General features: G+C 70.0%; 18 protein-coding genes. 9 read left to right on the top strand and 9 right to left on the bottom strand.

All coding sequences use genetic code 11. The annotated features are described in order from the left end of the window. Window positions 1–119 precede the first annotated feature (119 nt). From Y694_RS05115 to Y694_RS05085, 9 genes are read left to right on the top strand one after another with little or no spacing between them, the layout of a single operon-like run. Window positions 120–452: a hypothetical protein gene (locus Y694_RS05115; RefSeq protein WP_051495579.1), complete on the top strand. Its 333-nt coding sequence runs from the start codon at window positions 120–122 to the stop codon at window positions 450–452. Window positions 453–471: 19 nt separating this feature from the next. Next, window positions 472–1800, top strand: a complete 1329-nt coding sequence (locus Y694_RS05110; RefSeq protein WP_036230426.1) for a UDP-glucose/GDP-mannose dehydrogenase family protein — start codon at window positions 472–474, stop codon at window positions 1798–1800. Further along, window positions 1797–2963: a DegT/DnrJ/EryC1/StrS aminotransferase family protein gene (locus Y694_RS05105; protein ID WP_036230424.1), complete on the top strand. Its 1167-nt coding sequence runs from the start codon at window positions 1797–1799 to the stop codon at window positions 2961–2963. The genes Y694_RS05110 and Y694_RS05105 overlap by 4 nt, the downstream gene beginning before the upstream one ends. A 17-nt stretch (window positions 2964–2980) precedes the next feature. Next, entirely contained in the window at window positions 2981–3586 is a 606-nt protein-coding gene (locus Y694_RS05100; protein ID WP_036230420.1) for a sugar transferase, read from the top strand. 28 nt (window positions 3587–3614) lie between these two features. After that, window positions 3615–4007 (top strand): hypothetical protein, encoded by a 393-nt coding sequence (locus tag Y694_RS25500; RefSeq protein ID WP_231497546.1) that lies wholly within the window; start codon window positions 3615–3617, stop codon window positions 4005–4007. Further along, the gene (locus tag Y694_RS25495) at window positions 4007–4228 is read left to right on the top strand and encodes a nucleoside-diphosphate sugar epimerase/dehydratase (protein WP_231497545.1); all 222 of its coding nucleotides are present in this window, start codon (window positions 4007–4009) and stop codon (window positions 4226–4228) included. The genes Y694_RS25500 and Y694_RS25495 overlap by 1 nt, the downstream gene beginning before the upstream one ends. After that, window positions 4165–5541 carry a nucleoside-diphosphate sugar epimerase/dehydratase gene (locus tag Y694_RS05095; RefSeq protein WP_231497544.1) on the top strand — a complete coding sequence of 459 codons (1377 nt, stop codon included), beginning with the start codon at window positions 4165–4167 and terminating at the stop codon, window positions 5539–5541. The genes Y694_RS25495 and Y694_RS05095 overlap by 64 nt, the downstream gene beginning before the upstream one ends. A gap of 10 nt (window positions 5542–5551) precedes the next feature. After that, window positions 5552–6604, top strand: a complete 1053-nt coding sequence (locus Y694_RS05090) for a hypothetical protein (RefSeq protein WP_036230418.1) — start codon at window positions 5552–5554, stop codon at window positions 6602–6604. Beyond that, complete coding sequence (locus Y694_RS05085; protein ID WP_036230415.1) at window positions 6559–6816, top strand: hypothetical protein; 258 nt, start codon at window positions 6559–6561, stop codon at window positions 6814–6816. Before Y694_RS05090 ends, Y694_RS05085 begins: the two co-directional genes overlap by 46 nt. A 57-nt stretch (window positions 6817–6873) precedes the next feature. On the opposite strand, the gene Y694_RS05080 is transcribed toward Y694_RS05085, so the two are convergent. From Y694_RS05080 to Y694_RS22405, 9 genes are all read right to left on the bottom strand, one after another. After that, window positions 6874–8892: a capsular polysaccharide biosynthesis protein gene (locus tag Y694_RS05080; protein WP_051495578.1), complete on the bottom strand. Its 2019-nt coding sequence runs from the start codon at window positions 8890–8892 to the stop codon at window positions 6874–6876. Next, window positions 8889–9959, bottom strand: a complete 1071-nt coding sequence (locus Y694_RS05075) for a glycosyltransferase (protein ID WP_231497543.1) — start codon at window positions 9957–9959, stop codon at window positions 8889–8891. The genes Y694_RS05080 and Y694_RS05075 overlap by 4 nt, the downstream gene beginning before the upstream one ends. A 74-nt stretch (window positions 9960–10033) precedes the next feature. Beyond that, the gene (locus Y694_RS05070) at window positions 10034–10501 is read right to left on the bottom strand and encodes a hypothetical protein (RefSeq protein WP_036230412.1); all 468 of its coding nucleotides are present in this window, start codon (window positions 10499–10501) and stop codon (window positions 10034–10036) included. Beyond that, window positions 10450–11049, bottom strand: coding sequence for a hypothetical protein (locus Y694_RS05065; RefSeq protein ID WP_036230406.1), 600 nt, complete (start codon window positions 11047–11049; stop codon window positions 10450–10452). The genes Y694_RS05070 and Y694_RS05065 overlap by 52 nt, the downstream gene beginning before the upstream one ends. Before the next feature lie 68 nt (window positions 11050–11117). After that, window positions 11118–13727: a heparinase II/III family protein gene (locus tag Y694_RS05060; protein WP_036230403.1), complete on the bottom strand. Its 2610-nt coding sequence runs from the start codon at window positions 13725–13727 to the stop codon at window positions 11118–11120. Window positions 13728–13772: 45 nt separating this feature from the next. Then, window positions 13773–14195, bottom strand: coding sequence for a hypothetical protein (locus tag Y694_RS05055; RefSeq protein ID WP_036230400.1), 423 nt, complete (start codon window positions 14193–14195; stop codon window positions 13773–13775). A gap of 412 nt (window positions 14196–14607) precedes the next feature. Then, on the bottom strand, window positions 14608–14847 hold the full coding sequence (locus Y694_RS05050) for an acyl carrier protein (RefSeq protein ID WP_036230397.1): 240 nt from the start codon (window positions 14845–14847) through the stop codon (window positions 14608–14610). Between the two features lie 14 nt (window positions 14848–14861). Then, window positions 14862–16547, bottom strand: coding sequence for an AMP-binding protein (locus Y694_RS05045; protein WP_036230395.1), 1686 nt, complete (start codon window positions 16545–16547; stop codon window positions 14862–14864). Further along, a complete protein-coding gene (locus Y694_RS22405) occupies window positions 16544–19660 on the bottom strand; it encodes a glycosyltransferase (RefSeq protein ID WP_051495577.1) in 3117 nt (1038 codons plus the stop codon). The genes Y694_RS05045 and Y694_RS22405 overlap by 4 nt, the downstream gene beginning before the upstream one ends. Between the last annotated feature and the right edge of the window lie 28 nt (window positions 19661–19688).

Here is a 19688-nt window from a genome sequence, read left to right as displayed (position 1 = left end):
CTGGCGCATCGAGCTGCAGGCGAGCGGGCGGCCGCGGCCCGCCGGCTGCTGCCGTCGGCGCTGCGGGTGATCGAGGGTGACGCGACGCGCACCGACAGGCCCCCGCGAGCCAGGACGCGGTGCTGGTGTTCACCGTGTTCTCGTCGCTGCTGGACGACACGGTCCAGCAACGTCTGGCTGCGACAATCTGGGCCTGGGTGCGGCCTGGCGGCGGCGTGCTGTTCTACGACTTCGCGGTCGACAACCCGAGCAATGCCGACGTGCGGGGCGTGTCCGTGGCGCGTGTCCGGGCGCTGTTTCCGCAGGCGCGCTGCACGGTGCGGCGGCTCACGCTGGCGCCGCCGCTGGCGCGTGCCGCGGCGCGGCTGCATGCCGGGCTGCCGGCCTGGACGAACGCCGTGCTGCCCGTGCTGCGCACCCACCGCATGGCCTGGCTGGTCAAGGATCGATGAACTGGAGAGGGTGTTTGCGATGAAGATCACCGTGGTGGGGACCGGCTATGTCGGACTGGTCACCGGCGCGTGCCTGGCCGAGATGGGCAACCACGTGCTGTGCCTGGACCTCGATGCGCGCAAGATCGAGATGCTCAATGCCGGCGGCATTCCGATCCATGAGCCGGGGCTGGAGGAGGTGGTCCAGCGCAACGCGGCCGCGAAGCGGCTGGAGTTCACCACCGATGTCGACCGCGCGGTGGCGCACGGCACGCTGCAGTTCATCGCAGTCGGCACGCCGCCCGACGAGGACGGTTCGGCGGACCTGCAGTACGTGGTGGCGGCGGCGCGCGCGATCGGCGAGCGCATGACCGACTACAAGGTCGTGATCGACAAGAGCACGGTGCCGGTCGGCACCGCCGACAAGGTGCGTGCCGCCATCGACGCGGCGTTGGCGGCGCGCGGCGTGAAGCTCGAGTTCGCCGTCGTCAGCAACCCCGAGTTCCTGAAGGAGGGCGCCGCGGTGGCCGACTTCATGCGCCCCGACCGGGTGGTGATCGGCGCCGACGACGAGCGCGCCATCCTGCTGATGCGCTCGCTCTACGCGCCCTATGTGCGCAACCGCGACCGCGTGCTCGTGATGGACCTGAAGAGCGCCGAGTTCACCAAGTACGCCGCGAACTCCATGCTCGCCACCCGCATCAGCTTCATGAACGAGCTGTCGCGCGTGGCCGAGGCGGTGGGTGCCGACATCGAGCTGGTGCGCCAGGGCATCGGCAGCGATCCGCGCATCGGCACCCAGTTCCTCTACGCCGGCTGCGGCTATGGCGGCTCCTGCTTCCCGAAGGACGTGAAGGCGCTGATCCGCTCGGCGAGCGAAGCGGGTCAGGAGCTCGAACTTCTGAGTGCGGTGGAGTCGGTCAACGAGCGCCAGAAGCAGGTGCTGGGCGACAAGATCCTGGCCCGTTTCGGCACCGAGCTGAGCGGCAAGCGCATCGCGCTCTGGGGCCTGGCCTTCAAGCCCGGCACCGACGACATGCGCGAGGCGCCGAGCCGTGTGCTGATCGCGCGGCTCACCGCGGCGGGGGCCGAGGTCACCGCCTACGACCCGGTGGCGATGGCCGAGGCGCGCCGCGCGATGCCCGGGCAGGCCGGGCTGCGCTACGCCGATTCGGCGGTGGCCGCGCTGGAAGGGGCTGACGCGCTGGTGATCGTGACCGAGTGGAAGGAATTCCGCAGCCCCGATTTCGACGCGATCCGGACCACGCTGCGCACGCCGCTGGTGTTCGACGGGCGCAACCTGTTCGAGCCGGCGCTGATGAAGCAGCTCGGCATCGAGTACCACGCGATCGGCCGTCCGAGCCCATGACCGCGCCGCCCTTCCTGCCCTTCGCGCTGCCCGAGATCGGCGAGGAGGAGATCGCCGAGGTCGTCGACACGCTGCGCTCGGGCTGGGTCACCACCGGGCCGAAGGCGCGGCGCTTCGAGCAGGACTTCGCGGCCTTCCTCGGCGATCCGTCGCTGCACGCCATCGCCGTCAACTCCGCCACCGCCGGTCTGCACCTCGCGCTCGAGGCGCTGGGCATCGGCCCGGGCGACGAGGTCATCACCACCACCCACACCTTCACTGCCACGGCCGAGGTGGTGCGCTACCTCGGCGCCGACGTGGTGCTGGTCGACATCGATCCGGCCACGCTGAACATCGACCCGGCCCGGGTCGAGGCCGCGATCACGCCGCGCACCCGCGCCATCATCCCCGTCCACTACGCCGGCCTCGCGGCGGACATGGACGCGATCCTCACCCTTGCGCGCCGGCACGGCCTGAAGGTGGTGGAGGACGCGGCGCATGCGCTGCCCACCACCTGCGGCGGCGCGCTGGTCGGCACGCTGGCGAGCGACGCCACGGTGTTCAGCTTCTACGCCAACAAGACCATCACCACCGGTGAAGGCGGCATGGTCGTCACGCGCGATCCCGAGCTCGCAAAGCGCGTGAAGGTGATGCGCCTGCACGGCATCAGCCGCGATGCCTTCGACCGCTTCACCGCCAAGACGCCGAGCTGGCACTACGAGATCGTCGCGCCGGGCTACAAGTACAACCTGACCGACATCGCCGCGGCGCTGGGCATCCACCAGCTCCAGCGCGCTCGCGGCTTCCAGCAGCGCCGCGCGACGATCGCGCAGCGCTACCGGGCCGCCTTTGCCGACCTGCCGGTGCAGCTGCCACCCGAGCCCGAGCCGGGCCAGCTGCACGCCTGGCACCTCTACGTGCTGCGGCTCGGCGACGATGCCCCGCTCGCGCGCGACGCCTTCATCGAGCGGCTGTTCGAGCTGGGCATCGGCGTCAGCGTGCACTACATCCCGCTGCACCTGCACCCCTACTGGCGCGAGCGCTACGGCCTGGATGCGGCGCAGTTCCCCCACAGCCAGCACGCCTACGAACGCATGCTGAGCCTGCCGCTGTACACGAAGATGAGCGAGGCGGACATCGAGCACGTGATCGCGGCCGTGCGGCAGCTGCTGCTGCAGGGCTGACCGGGCGCGGCGCCGGCATGGCCAAGCGACTGGTCGACCTGGTGTTCGCGGTGGGCGGCCTGCTGCTGCTGTCGCCGCTGCTGCTGCTGACCGCGCTGGCGATCCGGCTCGACTCGCCCGGGCCGGTGTTCTTCCGCCAGGAGCGCGTGGGACGCCACGGTCGGCCGTTCCGCATCCACAAGTTCCGCACCATGGTGGCCGACGCGCCGCTGCGCGGCCCGGCGCTCACGGTGGGCGATGACGCCCGCATCACGCGCGTGGGGCGCTGGCTGCGCGAGCGCCGGCTCGACGAGCTGCCGCAGCTGATCGACGTGCTGCGCGGCGACATGAGCGTGGTCGGCCCGCGCCCCGAGCTGCCGCGCTACGTGGCGCAGTACCCGGCGGCGCTGCGCGAGCGCGTGCTGGCCGTGCGGCCCGGCATCACCGATCCGGCCTCGCTGGCCCACCTGGACGAGAGTGCGCTGCTGGCGCAGGCGGCCGACCCCGAGCGCGAGTACGTCGAGGTGGTGTTGCCGCGCAAGCTGCAGCTGGCCGCCGATTACGCGGACCGCGCCTCGACCGCGACCGACCTGGGCGTGCTGTGGCGCTCGGTGAAGCTGCTGATGGGAAGCGGAAAACGATAATCGCAGCCGTGCCGTCTTCCCGCCCTTCATGACCCCGACGCCTTCCGTGTGGCACTGGCTCGACGCCCGGCTGAGCCGCGTGCGCCCGCATCGCGAGCGGCTGGCGCTGCTGATCGACGCCGCGGTCATCGCCGTCTGCTGGCAGTTCACCTACCTGTTCCGGCTCGGCTTCGAGCGCTGGTTCAGCGCGCGGCCCGGCTACGACGGTTGGGTGCTGCTGGGCATCGTGGTTCTCTATGTGGCGGTGTTCCTGGTGCTGCGCGTGCCGCGTGGCATGTGGCGCTTCTCCGGCTTCGGCGAGATCAAGCGCCTGACGATCGCCTGCACGCTGGCGGGCGGGCTGGCCGCCGGCGCGGTGATGGGGGCCGAACTGCGCGCCATCCCGCGTGCGGTGCTGGCGCTGCACCCCTCGTCGCGCTGATGGGCCTGGCCAGCGTGCGCATCGCCTACCGCATGCTCTACGAGCACCTGCGCGCGCGCATCTCCGGCAGCGCCCGCGAGACGCGCCGGGCGCTGGTGCTCGGTGCGGGCGACGCGGCGCGCCTGCTGCTTGCCGGCCTGCAGCACCAGGCTGGGTGGTGGCGGGCCTGCTCGACGACCACCCGGCCAAGCAACGCGCCCGCATCGGCGGCGTGCCGGTGATCGGCCCGCTCGCGAGCGTGGTCGAGCACGTGAGGCTGCTCGACATCAGCCACGTCATCATCGCCATGCCCTCGCTGCGCGGCCCGGCGCGACGTCGCGTGATCGATCTTGCGGCCGAGACCGGCCTGCCGGTGCTCACCGTGCCCTCCGCCGAAGAACTGCTGGAAGGCGCCGCCGTCAGCCGGGTGCGCGACATCGAGCCGGAAGACCTGCTGGGCCGTGAGCCGGTGGTGTTGGACGAAGCCGGCATCTCCGAGTGCCTGAAGGGCAAATGCGTGATGATCACCGGCGCGGGCGGCAGCATCGGCAGCGAGCTGTGCCGGCAGGTGGCGCGCTACGGGCCGTCGAGGCTGGTGCTGTACGAGCTGAGCGAGTTCAACCTCTACACCATCGAGCAGTCGCTGAGCGACAGCTTCCCCGCGCTGCCGCTGGTGCGCCTGATCGGCGACGTGAAGAACGCCGCGCACCTGCGGCAGGTGATGGCGCGCTGGCAGCCGCAGATCGTGTTCCATGCCGCGGCCTACAAGCATGTGCCGCTGATGGAGGAGGAGCACAACGCCTGGGCGGCGCTGCAGAACAACACACTGGGCACCTGGCAGGCGGCCAGCGAGGCGGCACGGGCCGGGGCGGAGCGCTTCGTGCTCATCAGCACCGACAAGGCGGTGAACCCGACCAACGTGATGGGTGCGACCAAGCGCGCCGCTGAGATGGTGATCTCGCACCTGGCCTCGCAGGGCCATGCGACGCGCTTCATGGCCGTGCGCTTCGGCAATGTGCTCGGCTCCAGCGGCAGCGTGATCCCCAAGTTCAAGGAACAGATCGCCAAGGGCGGCCCGGTGACGGTGACCCATGCCGAGATCACGCGCTATTTCATGACCATCCCGGAGGCCGCGCGGCTGGTGGTGCAGGCGGCCGCGATCGGCGAGACCGGGCAGGTGTACGTGCTGGACATGGGCGAGCCGGTGCGCATCGTCGACCTGGCGCGCGACCTGATCCGCCTGGCGGGCCACACGGTCGACGAAATCGGCATCGTGTACAGCGGCCTGCGAGCCGGTGAGAAGCTCTACGAGGAACTGCTGGCCGATGCCGACCACACGCTGCCCACGCCGATCGCGCGGTTGCTGATCGCGCGCATCGAGGCCGACGTCTCGCGTGTGTCGGCGCTGGTCGACCGGGCGCTGCATCCGGACAGTGCGACGGCCGACGAGGTGCGGCGGCAGCTGATGTGCGCAGTGCCGGAGTACCGGGCTGTCGGCGAGACCATCGCGGCCGCTTCCTCGCGTGACGTGCCTTTTCCTGTGGGCCCGACATAGATCGCTCGGCATGAATGTCGCCTATCTTGACCCTCCTTACAGCCGCTACTTCCACAAGCTGGCGGCGCGGTTGGCTCAGCCTTCGGGCGGCAGTGTCGTCGCCCTGCTGTCCTGTCCGGCCTATCGCCTGTACGCGGGGGGCGACCGCGCGCAGGTCTGGGAGCCGGGTGCGCCGGCGCAGGCGCACGACGTGCCACCGGCCTTCGAGCGGGCGGGCTGGGCGCAGACCGACTCGCCGGAATTCCGGCGCGCCTTCTCGCACGCCGTGGAGTGGTTCAAGCAGCGCTTCACCGCTGAACGCACCGACGTCTGCCTGGTGTTCTCCGATGCCCGGCCTTTCTCGCAGGCGGCGCACCTGGCGGCGCAGCAGCTGGGCGTCGTCTGCGTGTTCTTCGAGCGCGGCGCCTTCCGCTACCGCACCGCGAGCCTGAGCACGCAGGGGCTCAATGCGCGCTTCTGCCTGCGGCAGGCGCAGCAATCGCCCCTGCTCGAGGCGCTCCCGCCTTTCGATCTGCCGCCGCGCCGCGCGATCGAGCCCTGGTTGAAGCTGCGTTTCGTGGGCTTCATGGCGCTCAACGGCCTGCTCGGCTCGCTGCAGCCGCAGCGCCGGCCGATGCAGCACAAGAGCTACCATTTCTTCAACTACCTGCGCATCGCCCTCAAGCAGTTCGGCGCCGAGCATCCCGAACTGCCGCTCGCGCAGGCCCCGGAACCGCCGGCCACCGACGGGCCGGTGGTGGTGCTGCCGCTGCAGCTGCCGACGGATTCGCAGTTCGTCATGTACTCGCCGTTCCGGCACAACCAGGAACTGATCGATTTCGTGGCCCGTCAGATGCGGAACGCGCTGCCCGGGACCCCGCTGCTGGTGAAGAAGCACCCGATGGACGTGCGCAGCTACCGGCTGCCGGCCGGCGCGCGCTGGATCGACGGCAGCCTGGCCCGCTTCCACGAGCGCCCCGCGGTGTTCGTCTGCCTCAATTCGAACGTCGGCTTCGAGGCGGCGATCCACGCAAGCCGGTGCTGTGCTTCGCCGACAGCTTCTACACCGGCCACCCGAGCGTGACGCGGGTGGGCCGCGAGGACTTCGCCCCGCAGCTCGCGGCCGCGGCGGCGCGGCCCGATGACCTGGCGGCGGGCCGGGCGCTGCTAGCGGCGGTGCTACGCCACTACCAATCGCCGGGCGACGTTTGGGCCTACGAAGGGACCGATCTCGACGTCACAGCCGGCGTCTTGATGCGGCAAGTACGTGCCGCGCGTGGAGCGTTCGGGGCCTGAGAAGCTGACGGCCAGCCGACTCACGGGGCCTGTCGCGGCTAGCAGGTGCGTCACCGCTTAGCGCGAACGACGCCAGCGATCCTTCAGCCGTTTGAGAACGCGCGCCGCGCGCAGCCAGGCGGCCTCTCGCGACGGCGCGAGGTGCTCCCAGTGTTGCAGCTCGTACAGCGCTCGTTCCGGCGTGGTGAAGGCGCCGCTCACACGGCTCACATAGGTGGGATAGAGGATCAGCGTGGCGGCCACCAACTCGTCCAGCGTGCACTGGCGGGTGCGGCGCGGATGTGGAATCCTGTCCTCGGTGAGGCCCCAGCCTGCGTAGAACGGCAGGCCATGGCAAACCACGGGTTTGCCACGCAGCAGCGCCTCGAAGCCGGCCAGTGAAGTCAGCACGTGCAGCTCGTCGACTTGTTCGAAGAGGCGGTGGATGGGTACGTCCGAGACGATCTCGTCGCACCATTGCCTCGCTTCACCGATGTCAGCCGCGCCTGGCCGCTTGCCGGCCAGCACGTCGGGGTGCGGCTTGTAGACGATCCAGGCGTCCGGCCGAGCTTTGCGAACGGCTTCGAGCAGGCCGAGGTTGGTGTGCACTGCCGGAGCGCCATAGGCGATCGACGCATCGTTCTCCACTTGCCCAGGTACCAGCACCACGGTGTGAGTACCACGCGGCCGCTGCCAAGCGCCGCCCCCGACGTTGTACTTGGTGATGCCGCGCTGCACGATGGCCTCGCGCAAGGCCTGAGCGCGCAACAGCAGCGCGGTGTCGAACTTGCCTGCTTCGATCAGCTCCTCAAGGTCCGATGTTGCACGGGCGTCGTAGTACATGCCACGCCGATCGATCACCCAGGACAGCGGCTGAACGAGGTTGGCGCCCAGGCCCACCGAGCGCAGGAAGCCGTCTTCGATGCGCAACAGTGCGTCATCGACGCTGAACTCGGTCTCGGACGCGCCGCGCCCCCATACGGCACGCTGTTCTCCCTTGGCCAGTGGCGCCGGTGACTCGACGAAGCGCGGCTCGCTGCCCGCGAGGAAGGCCCGTACGCTGGCGTGCTTCCACTGCGAGAAACCGACCGCCTGCACGCGCGGCGCAAAGCGCTCGCGATGGCGGCGCTGAAGCGTCATCCAGTCGAACACGCGCTCAGCCTCGCACGGGGCAAAGGTTTCGGGGTCGACGTAGCGTGGATAGTCGATAAGCGCTGCATGCACTAGGTCGGTGAGCGCGATGGCCTTGCTGGCGCGACGCGACGGCGCTGGCAACTCATCGTTGGTCAGCCCCCAGCCCGCATAGAACGGCATGCCAAAGCAGCGTACGGGCTTGCTCCACATCAGCGCCTCGAAGCCCATTTGCGAGGTGACCACGTAGACAGCCGCCGCGGCTTCCAACAAGGCTGGTGGGTGGGCGTTGGTGGCCAGCAGCGTGACCCGCGCGGCCTGGCCCCGCGTCAGCGCGCCGAAGTGGGCGCGCTTGCGGCCCTCGACCACGTCGGGGTGCACCTTCAGCACCAACGGCAGGCCAGGGTGCTCGTCCAGCGCCGCCTCGAGCATGTGGGAGAAGCTGCGCTCGCTGGCCATGCCGTACGCGATCGACGCATCGCCGGCGGTCTGGTCGACCACCAGCACGAACGGCCCGCGCACCGGCGGCGCCAGCTCGCGCGAGTGGTTGTATTTCGACAGCCGGCCGTCGCGCCACGCCGCAACCAGCCGCTCGGCCCGCGCATGCTGCGCCGGCATGCGCGCGAGCAAGATGTCCTGCTCGAGTTTGGACGGGCGGTGTGCGTCGTAGTAGACGCCGACAGGGTCTACAACCACGCTCAGTGCCGCGTCGCTGTTAGCAGGGCGCACCGAACGCAGGAAGCCATCTTCCAGCGCGAGGTAGGGCAGGCCGGCGCGCAGCGCCCAGGCGGCATCGCGCGAGAACACGCCCTTCAACCCCCAGCCGACGATGGCGCGCACGTCGTCTTGCGGCCAGACCAGTGGGCGAAAGCGCAGCGGCGCGCCCAGCAGCGTGGCCAGGTGCGGCGTCAGGCAGGGGCCGATGCGGCGCGAGACGTAGACGCCGCCGGTGGGCTGATCCGTCACACGCTCACCCCGACCTGCGTGCACACCTGCGCCAGCCGCTGCGCCCAGGTATGGTGGGCGGCGACATGCTCCGCGGCCGCAGCCATCATCTCGCGGTCGTGCGACGACAGGCCGCCACGCTGCAGTCGCGCGAACAGGTCGGCGGCCTGTGCCTCGTCGTGCACGACATGGCAGTAGCCGGCGAACAGCGCGTCGACCGAGGCCGCCGGCGTGGTCACCGCGAGGCCTCCGCAGCCGAGGATCTCGACCAGGCGGCGCGAGAACATGGTCGGCGAATCGACCACCGTGTTGACGTTCAGCGACACCAGGTGCTCGCGGTACAGCCGTGCCGTCGCATGGTGAGGCACCGCCGGCCTCACCTCCAGGCCGGGCAGGGCGGGATAGCGGTAGTGCTCCGAGCGGCGGTCGGAGTTGCGGTCGTACACCGTCAGCCCGAGCGTGCGGCCGGCCGAGGCGAAAAGCATGTCCTGCAGGCTGCGCCGCTGGTCGTGGATGTGCCGGCTGTAGCTGCCGACGAAGTTGGCGCGCGGCAGGCGCGGCGCGATGCCGGCGAAGTGGTGCACCGAGGGCTGCACTGCGAACAGCAAGGGCTCGATCGTCTTCGCTTCCGGCATGACGGCACGGTAGCGCGGCACGCAGGTCGAGTCGACGGTGAAGACGTGGTCGAACAGCTGCGCACTGGCAACGAAGCGATCGAAGTGCACGCCGTCCTCCTTGTTCCAGAAGACGGCCGGGATGCGCAGCTCGCGCGCCGTGGCGAGCAGCTTCGCCAGGTCGGCGTTGTTGCGCTCCGGGTGATCCGGGTAGGCGGCGATGCGGTACTTCCAGGCGTTGCGATGGCCGGACCATGCCGACTCGACGAAGACGAGCCGCGGCCTGTGCCGGCGCAGCGCCGCTGCGGCGTTCGCCGGCGTCAGGTGCAGCACCGTGCACTCGTGCTCGAGGCAAGCGCTGGTCAGTTCGTCGGCGACCAGCGCCACCAGCAGATCACGATGCGGACCGCGGGCCTGGGGCGCGCGCCGGACCCGTCCGGGCGCGCTGGCAAGCAGGCGGTCGAGGAGTTTCAACGGGCCAAGGGGCGGGTGAAGGACGCCGGGACGGACGCCAGCTGAAGCGTCCCAACCCCAGCAGAGGTCGCGTTCTAGCGATCGCTGCTGCGGGTGTTGGATTCCTGCAGTCGCTTGCTGCTGCGAGTCGGCGGCGGCGGGCAGCCTGCCGCGCTGTCCGGGCCGGCCACCTGCACCGGCATCTTGCGCGCCTTCGGGCCAAGCTTCGCGGTCGTGTTGTCCTTGAACTCGTTGCCCCAGGACGGGCACTCGCTGGTTTCCTTGGTGCAGTCGTCGCGCGAGTCCTTATTGCAGAAGCTGTCGAGGAACACCGGTTCGGTCTGGTCGATGAAGCGGTTGTCCTTGATGATGTTGCCGCCAGAGCCGTCGCGCGTTTTCACCGCAGCGCCGCATCCGCCGTCGAAGGTGTTGCCCTCGATCAGGTTGCCGCTCGAGTAGTGGGCAATGTAGATCGCATGCAGCGCGCCGCAGCCCGTGTTGTTGCGGATGTTCAGGAAGCGGTTCTCGGTGATGCGGTTGTTGCGCGAGTTGACCAGGCGCACCGCTGCCGTCGACGGCTTGCCCGAAGGAAGGCAATCTGGCCGATGTCGCGGAACAGGTTCTTGTGGATCACGTTCTCGGCGTTGAAGTTGCCCTGCGCCTGGCGGTTGCCGTTCAGCGAGATCGCCGTCACGTAGTTCGCCACCTCGATGCCTTCAATGGTCAGGCGTGTGGTCTTGCCAGTTGCGCTGTCCAGTTGCAGCCAGGCGCGACCCTTGCCGTTGCCGTCGAACACCGGCCGCTGGCCGGCACCGGTCGAGCCGGTGAGGATCAGCGGCTTGTCGTCCGGCAGGTCGGCCACGACCACGGTCTGGGCCAGGTAGGTGCCCGGCAGGATCATCACCTTGCGCGAGCCGCCCCCGTCCACCGGCAGAGCAAGGACCCGCTTGACTGCCATCTGCAGCGTGCCGACGGCTTCGGCCTCGCTCTTGCCGCTGGCCTGGTCGTTGCCGCCGGGCTTCATGTAGACCGTGGTGTCGGCGGCGTGCGCCGTGGCCAGGGCGAGCAGCAGCGCAGCCGCTCCCAGCAGTCGTGCGATCGTGTGGTTCATGGTGTGTCCGATGGATGGAGGGCGCGCCGGCGAGGCAGGGCGGGAGGGATCATAGCGACGCGTGAACGTCAGCCTCCAACGGCCGCCGCGGGTTCGGGTTGACAGCTCACTTGGCAGGATTGCCCGTGGAGCTCCACGCGAAGCCGCTGATCGCCGCTGGCCGAGCGGATGACGGCCTCGACGCTGCCGTCCGTGCCCCAGTGCAGCGTCGAGCCGGCGTCGTCGAGCGACAGCAGCGTGGCGAACGCCAGGTGCTGGCCGCGCTGCGACAGGCCCAGCGCATGGCAAGGCGTCAGCTGGCCGTAGGCCTGACTGATCCAGCCCTGCCGCTGCGGCTCCAGCTGGCCCTTGACGCATGTCGCCTCGAGCGGCCCGGGCGCAGCCGCGAGCACGTCCAGCGTGCGGCCCGACCGCAGGACGGTGCTGTGGTGCAGCGGGGCGCGCGCCGTCAGCTCCAGGTGCGGCGAGAAGTGGAACCACTGCACGCAGTCGTGTGCCTTCTGCCCCGACACCCGGTCGATCACCAGAACCCAGCGCTTGTCGGCGTGCACCAGGTGGCGGGTGTGGACCACGTCGATGGTGCGGTGGTGGACCTGGCCGGTGATCACGCAGCCCCAGGCGATGCCTTCGGCCTGGCGGACGGCCGAGCCGTAGGCCAGGTCGGGCCGCCGGCTCAGGTTGTCGGCGACGTTGCAGCCGTCGAACTCCAGACTGTTGTGGGCCCGGGCCGACTGCACGTACTGCTGCATCTCGCCGGACTTGTAGGCGAACTTGCCGGCATCGCAGAGGATGTCCTCACCCTCGAACCAGGTGAACGAGAGGTCGTCGTTCTGCTTGTGGAAGCGCGAGTTGAACGCTGCCATCAGGAACAGGTAGGACGCCTGTTCGACGCGGCCGCCGCCGTCGTCGCGATAGATCACGTAGCCGCAGGCGTTGATCAGCTCGCGCCGCGCGCTGAAGGCCGTGACCGGCTCGCCGCTCATCGCCGCCCCGTCGGTGTCGCCGATCGGCACGCAGCGTCCGTCCGGGAGCCGGAACCACTCGTCCACCTGACGGGCGCGGCGCAGCAGCTCGCTGACGCCGTAGGCCTCGAACCACCCTGTTGCTGCCAGGCGCTTCAGGCAGCCGATGCCGAAGGCCTGGTAGCCGGTCGAGTTCTCGAGGTGCACGCCGCTCGGGTCGAACTGGCTGGACAGCAGTTTCGGCATCACCTGCTGCAGGAACTCGCGGATCGGCGTGCGACGCGAGCCGCGCGAAACCGCGCCGAGCGCCGCCAGCCCGTGCATGTCGATGAAGGTGTGGTTGCTGTAGGCGACGTTGGCGATGTCGAGCAGGAACTTCAGGTGCAGCTCGACCATCTCGTCGTACGTCGCGAGACGCTCGCGGCCGAGCTGGATGGCGCCCGCCGCATGGGCCGACAGGAGGTAGGCGAGCTTCATCGCCCGCATGCCGACCATCATGTCCATCCAGGCGAAGCGCGACGTGCGCCGCCGCGTGACGTGGTAGTCGTACCAGTCGTCGATGATCGCCAGCGGCAGGGTCAGCCACTCGGCATCCGCCGTCCGGTCGAATTCCAGGAAGTGGTTGTCCATCATCCGCCACATGTGCAGCTGCGCGCACCAGTTGCGGTCGGTGAAGGGATCGGTGTTCCAGTCCAGCGGCAGGCGGATCGGGAAGGCCCGCAGGTCCTCGCGCGGGATGAAGTCGATCGCCTGCTTGTCCTTGGCCTGACGCCGGTTGTTGATCAGGTACAGCTGCGCCGCACCGATGCGCTCCGGTCTGGCCACTTCGGCCGCCGGCGTCTGCGGCCCGCGCTGCTGCGTGAGGCGGACCGCCGAGGCAATCATGCCGGCCACCAGGTGGCCGGGCTCGCGGCGATTGCCCACCGGCTGCTCGTAGACGAGATTGCTGCGCAGGCCGGAGGCGTCGGCGCCGCCCCCGACGGGAATGCCCAGGGCCTCGCAGAACGGACGGAAGTGCGCATCCGCGGCGGGGGCGTCACCGAGGTTCTGCACCAGCAGGCAGCGCGCCGCCGGCGCACGACGGAACGCCGTGATCGCCGACAGTCGCACGCGCTCCTCCGGTTCGAGCGCGCTTGCGCTGCGGCCCCCGAAGGCCACCTCCAGCAGCTCGTCGACCAGCGGCCGCGCGCACTTGAGGATCTGCGTGTGCGGGTTGATGGCGAGCGCCGTTGCGTCCTTCAAGTGTGCGGCCAGCATCAGCGCGGCGAAGCCACCCGAGGTCGAGCCGCAGCAGATCACCTGCTGGGTGGCGATGCCGAGCTTGTCGGCGATGCCGCGCACCAGGCCGGCCAGCCGCAGCTGCCAGTGGCGGGCCGCGGTGCCGACGTACCAGCCGACACGCAGGCGACCGTCGTCCCGCGCCAGCAGCGGGTCGGCAATGCACAGCAGGCTGCCCGGCAGGCGCGCCGCCCAGTTCCAGCGTTCGAAGTGCGGCTGCATGCCGGCATCGGCAGGACGCGGGCCGGACAGCATGACGAACAGGTACGGTCCCGGCTGTCGCTGCAGGAAGCATTCGAAATGGCCGTCGTCGAGCCGGGCGCTGAAGCGACCGTCCTGGAGCGGCGCGGCGAGCAACGCGCGCGCGCCGGGGAAGTGGGCCCACACGGCCTGGCGGATGGCCGCGTCGGCGGGAGCGTCGGGAGGTTCCACTGTCATGGGAAGGAGGACGCCGTCACGCGGCGGCGAATGCCCTCGTCGCGGCTACCCCAGCAGGTGGGCGAGGCCGTCGGCGACGAAGAACTTGACGACGTCCGGCGGCTCGGCCCCGTGGCCTTCGGGCGAGCTGTAGACATGGGTGCGCATGCGCCCGTCGCTGCTCAGCCCGCCCTCCTGCGGTGCGTCGGTGGCCGTGCAGAACGGGATGAAGTGGCGCGCGTGGTGCACCGGGTCCTCGAGGTTCTGCGCGTAGACGATGCGCAGGTCGTGCTGGCGTCGGCCGGCCTCGGTGATCGCCTCCAGCGCGCTCCAGCGCAGCGGGTACTCGTCGCGGCAGCGCTTTGCCGTCCAGCCCGTGGCGAACACCTGGGCGATGCGGTCGACCGCCTTCGGGTAGTAGTGGGTGATGTCGGTCTGCGGGTTGACGACGATGGCACGCCCGACCGGGCGCGACGCCGCCGCGACCATCGAGCGAAGCCGCCGCCAGAGCTGCCGTAGAACACCACGCGCGTGTCGGCGATGCCGAGCTGCATGCGCACCTGCTCCACCGTGCGCAGCAGCGCCTTCATCGGGTCGATGCTGCGGTTGCCGACGAACCAGCCCAGGCGCAGTTGGTCATCGAGGTAGAGCGTCGGGTCGCAGACGGCCAGCACATGACCGCCCAGCACCTTGCCCCAGTTCCAGCGTGCAAACACCGGCAGCGGCTTGGCACGGTCGACGGCGCCGTTCAGCATCACGAACAGCGCGGTCGAACCAGGCAGCAGCTTGAGCCGGCACGGCAGGTCGACTTCGGGATCGGCGACCAGGAAGTTCTTCGCGTCCAGGCCGGCCAGGGTCGCGGCATCGAGCGCCTCGGGCTCGAAGCGCGGCAGCGCAGCACTCATGAATGCGACAGGCCGGCGATCACGTCGACCAGCTGCCCGACGTTGGCGAAGCCCTGGGTGTCGGACGGCAGCGTGACGCCGAACTCGTCCTCCAGAGCCAGCATCAGGATGGTGTGCGACAGGGAGTCCCAGCCGGGTACGTCCTCGGCGATGGTCTCGCGGGTCACTGCCAGGGAGTCATCGCCGAAGGTCTCGCCGATGACCCGGCCCACGCGGGAGAGGATGGAGTCGCTCATGATCGTTCTCGAGTTCAGTGGCGCCGCGCTGCGGCCAGGTCCTGCAGGTACTTGTCGCGGTTCAGCGAGCGGCTGATCTTGCCGCTGGTGGTCTTGGCCAGCCAGCCGGCCTCGACGATGCGGACGTCGCGCAGATCCAGGCCCATGCTCTCGGCCACGGCGTGCTTGACCGCGCGCTTCAGCTCGAGGCCCTTGTCGGCCGGTGCTGGCGCGCCCGGCGCCAGTTCCGCGATCACCACCACGTCCTGGCTGCCCAGCATCTCGTTGAACACCGCCACCGCGACGTTGCGGCCGGCCTTCAGGCCGGCGACGTCGTTGACCACCGCCTCCACCTCGTGGGCGAAGTAGTTGCGGCCGTGCACGATCAGCAGGTCGTCGGCGCGGCCCAGCACGAACACCTGGTCGCCGTGCACGAAGCCCATGTCGTTGGTACGGTAGCGCCCGGCGCGCAGCTTCTGTGCGGTGATTTCGGGCCGGTTCAGGTAGCCGTCGAACAGGAACTCGCTCGACAGCTCGATCTCACCGACATGGTCCGCCGGAAGCGCCTGGCCGTCGGCGTCGACGATGGTCACGCGCATGCCGTCGATTGCCCTGCCGGCCGACAGCAGTTCGACAGCGGCGCCGGCGTCGCGCGGCGCGGCGACGCGCTTCTCCTCCGAAAGCCGCTGGGCATCGACGTTCAGGCGCGGCACCGGGCGGCCGATGTCCGTCTGGCTGACCGCGAACACCGTCTCGGCCATCGCGTAGCAGACCTGCAGTGCCTCGGCCCGCACGCCCGTCGGCGCGAACTTGGCGAGGAAGCGGTCGAAGGTTGCCGCCTTGCACGGCTCGGAGCAGTTGATGAAGGCCCGCATGCTCGACAGGTCGAGACTGCCGGGCTCGAAGCGCACCGTCTTGGCGAGCAGTTCGAAGGCGAAGTTGGGAAGCCAGGTGAGCGTGCCGCGGTGGCGATGGATGGCGTGCAGCAGCGAGACCGGCTCGGACACCCACTTGAACGGGTCGAGCAGCACCACCGTCTGGCCGAGCAGCAGCGGCGTGACGGTGCAGGCGATCAGGCCCATGTCGTGGTACATCGGCAGCCAGGAGACGACGACGTCGTCGGCGCTGGCCTGCAGTGCGTGTGCATAGGACGCCACCTGCCGGGCGATCGCGCCGTGCGACAGCTGCACGCCCTTCTTCAGCGCCGTGGTGCCCGAGCTGTGCTGCAGCAACGCGATGTCGTCGGCGGCACCGGGGGAGGGGCCGGTCCACGGCGCGACCTCGGTCCAGGCGCCGTCGGCCGCCAGAAGCATCGGCACGATGTCGGCAAAACCTGCCGAGCGCATCGCGGCCAGCGGAGCCTCCAGGGTCACCAGAGCGGCCGGTTGGATCAGGCGCAGCAGGTTGGCGTGCGAGTGCCAGTAGTAGCCGGGATCCTGCTTCGGCGAGGGCAGGGGCATGAACGAGGGCACGGCGCCGCAGCGCATCACCCCGAAGTACGCGGCGATCGCCTCGGCGGTCTGCGGCAGGAACAGCAGCACGGTGTCACCGGCGCGCAGGCCGCGCTGCTGCAGGCGGCCGGCCCAGCGATCGATCTCGCCGGCCAGCCGGCGATAGGTCCAGACATCGCCGTAGTCGTCGATGGCGACCTTGTCGGGGCTGTCGGTTCCCCAGGCACAGATGCGTTCGGCCAGATGGCCCGGCGGGTGCGCAACCGTCATGCCACCTCCGTGGCAGCGGGCGCGCGGTGCGCCTGCAGGACCTGGTCGAAGCGGCGGGTCGCGCGGATGCCGATCTGCTTCCAGGTGCGCTCGGCGCCGACCCAGGCACGCCCGCGCCGGCCCAGGGCCAAGCGCTGCTGCGGCTCGTCGATCAGCTCTTGCAGCCGGTCGGCAAGCGACGCCACGCTGCCCTTGTCGAACACCCGGCCGGTCTGGCCGTCGGCGATCATCTCGGTGAGCGCGCGCACGCTGGAAACCAGCACCGCCTTCTCCATCGCCAGCGCCTCCAGCGGCTTCATCGGCGAGACCATCTCGCACACCGGCCAGGGCTTGCGCGGGAACGGCGCGATGTCGATCAGCGAGTAGTAGCTCTCGACCTCCTCGTGCGGCACGCGGCCGGGCATGATCAGCCAGTCGGTCATGCCTTCGGCCTCGGCGATTCGCAGGATCTGCTCGGTGATCGGGCCGCGGTCGGTGCCGGACGCGTTCTCGTTGCCGACCAGCATCAGGCGGAAGTTCACGCCGCGCTGCTTGAGCAGGGTGCAGGCCAGGGTCAGGTCCTCGAGGCCTTCGTAGTCGACGAAGGTGCCCACGTAGCCGATCACCGGCACGCCGTCCGGAATGCCCAGCCGCGCGGCGAGTACCTGGTCGCGCGGCCGCGGCAGGAAACGATCCGGGTCGCAGGAGTTCGGCAGCAGTTCGATGCGCTCGTCGCGCACGCCGCGCGAGGACAGCTCCTCGCGCATCGGCTCGGTGAGCGTGAAGACATGGTCGGCCAGCTGCGCCACCTTGGCTTCCAGCAGGCTCTGCACCGCGAACGCGGGCGTGTCCTCGAACTCCTGCTCGCGCGAGATGCGGGTGATCTCCCACAGGCCGCGCACCTCGTAGACGAAGGGCAGGCCGAGGCGGCGCGCCGCGATCAGCGCCGGCAGCGCGGTGACGTGGTTCGAGGCCGACATCACCATCTCGGGACGCAGGTTGCGCATCTGGCGCTCCAGTGCGTCAGCCGCCTTGGTGACGTACTGCAGCATCGACATGCCCTTGCGCTTGGGCTCCAGCGTGCGCACGTAGCGAATGCCGTCGATGACGTCCTCGGCGGGCACGTCGGCGTCGTTCAGCTCGGTCTTGATGTCGACCGGGAAGCCCGGGCGCGTCAGCACGATCACCTCGCGCCCGGCAGCCGCCAGTCCGCCGGCAACGCCGTGCGAACGTGTGCCGTAGCCGCCCGACGAATACGGCAGGCTGTTGTGCAGGACGTAGCAGACGCGCCCCGCGATGCCCTCCATGCGCTCACGCGGCTGCCGCACGACCAGCTCCAGCACGCTGAGCTGGAAGGCCGGCGATACGCGCAGCTTGTCGAGGATCGCCTTCTGCTCGGGGCCGGGTGTAGCGCCGTACAGGTGCTCGAGCTGGCGGATCGTCTGGCAGGCCCGTTCGAAGCGGCGCGAGCGCTGCGCGGCCCAGAAGAAGCCACGCAGCGTCTGATCGGAACCGTCCACGCCAATGGCGGCTTCGGCGAGTTCGAACTCGTCGTCGCGCCGTCCGGCGTCCGACAGCGACTTGCCGAGTTGCAGCATGCGGAACGCTACGGTCTTGGCATCGGCGCGCGCCACGGCGGCGAGCAGTTGCGCCTTGACCGGTCCCAGGCCTTCGGATTCGACCCGGGACTTGAGCGTCTCGACGTCCAGACCGACCAAGCCGGTCGACGCTGATGACGTCGCGGCCGGCGATTTTATCGTGGCCGGCTTCGGCGCGGCCGCATGGCGCGCTGCAGGGACCGGCGCATCGCGACGCACCGGCGTCACCGCATCCGACTGCAGCGAGGCGACCGGGTCCAGGTGCGTCATCAGGCGGTCGCGCGTCTGGCGGCGCTCCCGCACGTCGCGCCACAGCGACCACAGCTGCCCGGGCAGGCCGAGCAGGGCGCCAGGCGACTTCACGCCACGAACCAGCACCTTGCCGAGCCGGTGGGACGTGGTGGACTTCGTCGCCAGCAAGGTCGCCTTGGCCTCGGCCAGGCGCTGCTTGAGCCGATCGTTGTAGTCACGCAGACGCGCCCGCTCGTGGGTGAAGGCAAGCTCGCTGGCGCGCGCCTCGGCGCGGGCAGCCTCGAGCTGCGCGTGCAGTTCGCGGACGCGCCGCTCGTGCGCCGCCTTGGCCTGCCCCAGCTCCTTGCTGCTGGCCGCCTTCGCGACGGCCTCGCGCACGTTCTGCCGCTCCTTGTCGAGCGCCTGCACGTGCTGCGCGCGCAGCGCGTCGATGGCCCGCTGGTGGGTGACCCGCAGCGCCTTCACCTCGACGGCGTGCTCGTGCACCTTGGCCTCGAGCGAGGCCGTCGCCTCGGCCAGCTTGCGCTGGGTGATGCGCACCGCGTCGGTCTTCTTCTTCAGCTGCTCGGAGCGTTCGTCTAGGCGCGAGAACAGGCGCTGCTGCGAATCGAGCGTCGCTGCCTCGGTCAGGCGCAGCACCTCGGCAGCGTCGGGCTGGGGGCCTGCCTCGGCGGGCGCCACCATCACGCAGCGCATGTAGTCGCCGTCGACCTGCAGCTTCGTGACGGCCAGGTCGATGCCGCGCGCGAACTCGACCAGGTCGCGCGGGAACAGGCTGACCTTGTGGTCGGGGTGCGGGTGCAGCGCGAACGGGGTGGTGACGATCAGCCGCCCGCCGGGGTTGAGCCGGGCCTTGGCGGCACGCAGCAGCCGGTCGGGCCGCACCTGGTGCTCGATCACCTCGCCGAGCACGATGGTGTCGTAGCCGGGCTGCTCGGGCAGGCTGGCCAGGTCGATTTCGATCAGCGTCAGGCGCCGCTGCACCAGCGGCGCCTCGGCGGCGAACTCGCGCCGCGCGAAGGCGACCGAGTCGGGGTGGGTGTCGATCGCGGTGACGTCGAAGCCGTCGCGCGCCAGCAGGATCGAGGCGATGCCCTGGCTGCAGCCGACGTCGAGCACGCGCTGGCCGTCGCACTGTGCGCACATCCAGTGGATGCGGTCGCGCGCCACGCGGGCCGTTTCCTCGGTGAAGATCTCGCCCCGGTAAAGCTCGCTGATGCGGTCGGCCGGGATCGGCGAGGCGGGCTCCACGAGGGTCACGGTGGCAGGAACGGCTGTGTCCATGGGCAAGGAGTCGGTTGGGGTGCGCGGG

It is taken from the genome of Methylibium sp. T29-B (assembly GCF_000576225.1).
GTDB classification, from domain to species: domain Bacteria; phylum Pseudomonadota; class Gammaproteobacteria; order Burkholderiales; family Burkholderiaceae_C; genus Methylibium; species Methylibium petroleiphilum.
This window is presented reverse-complemented; position numbering and strand designations above follow the sequence as displayed.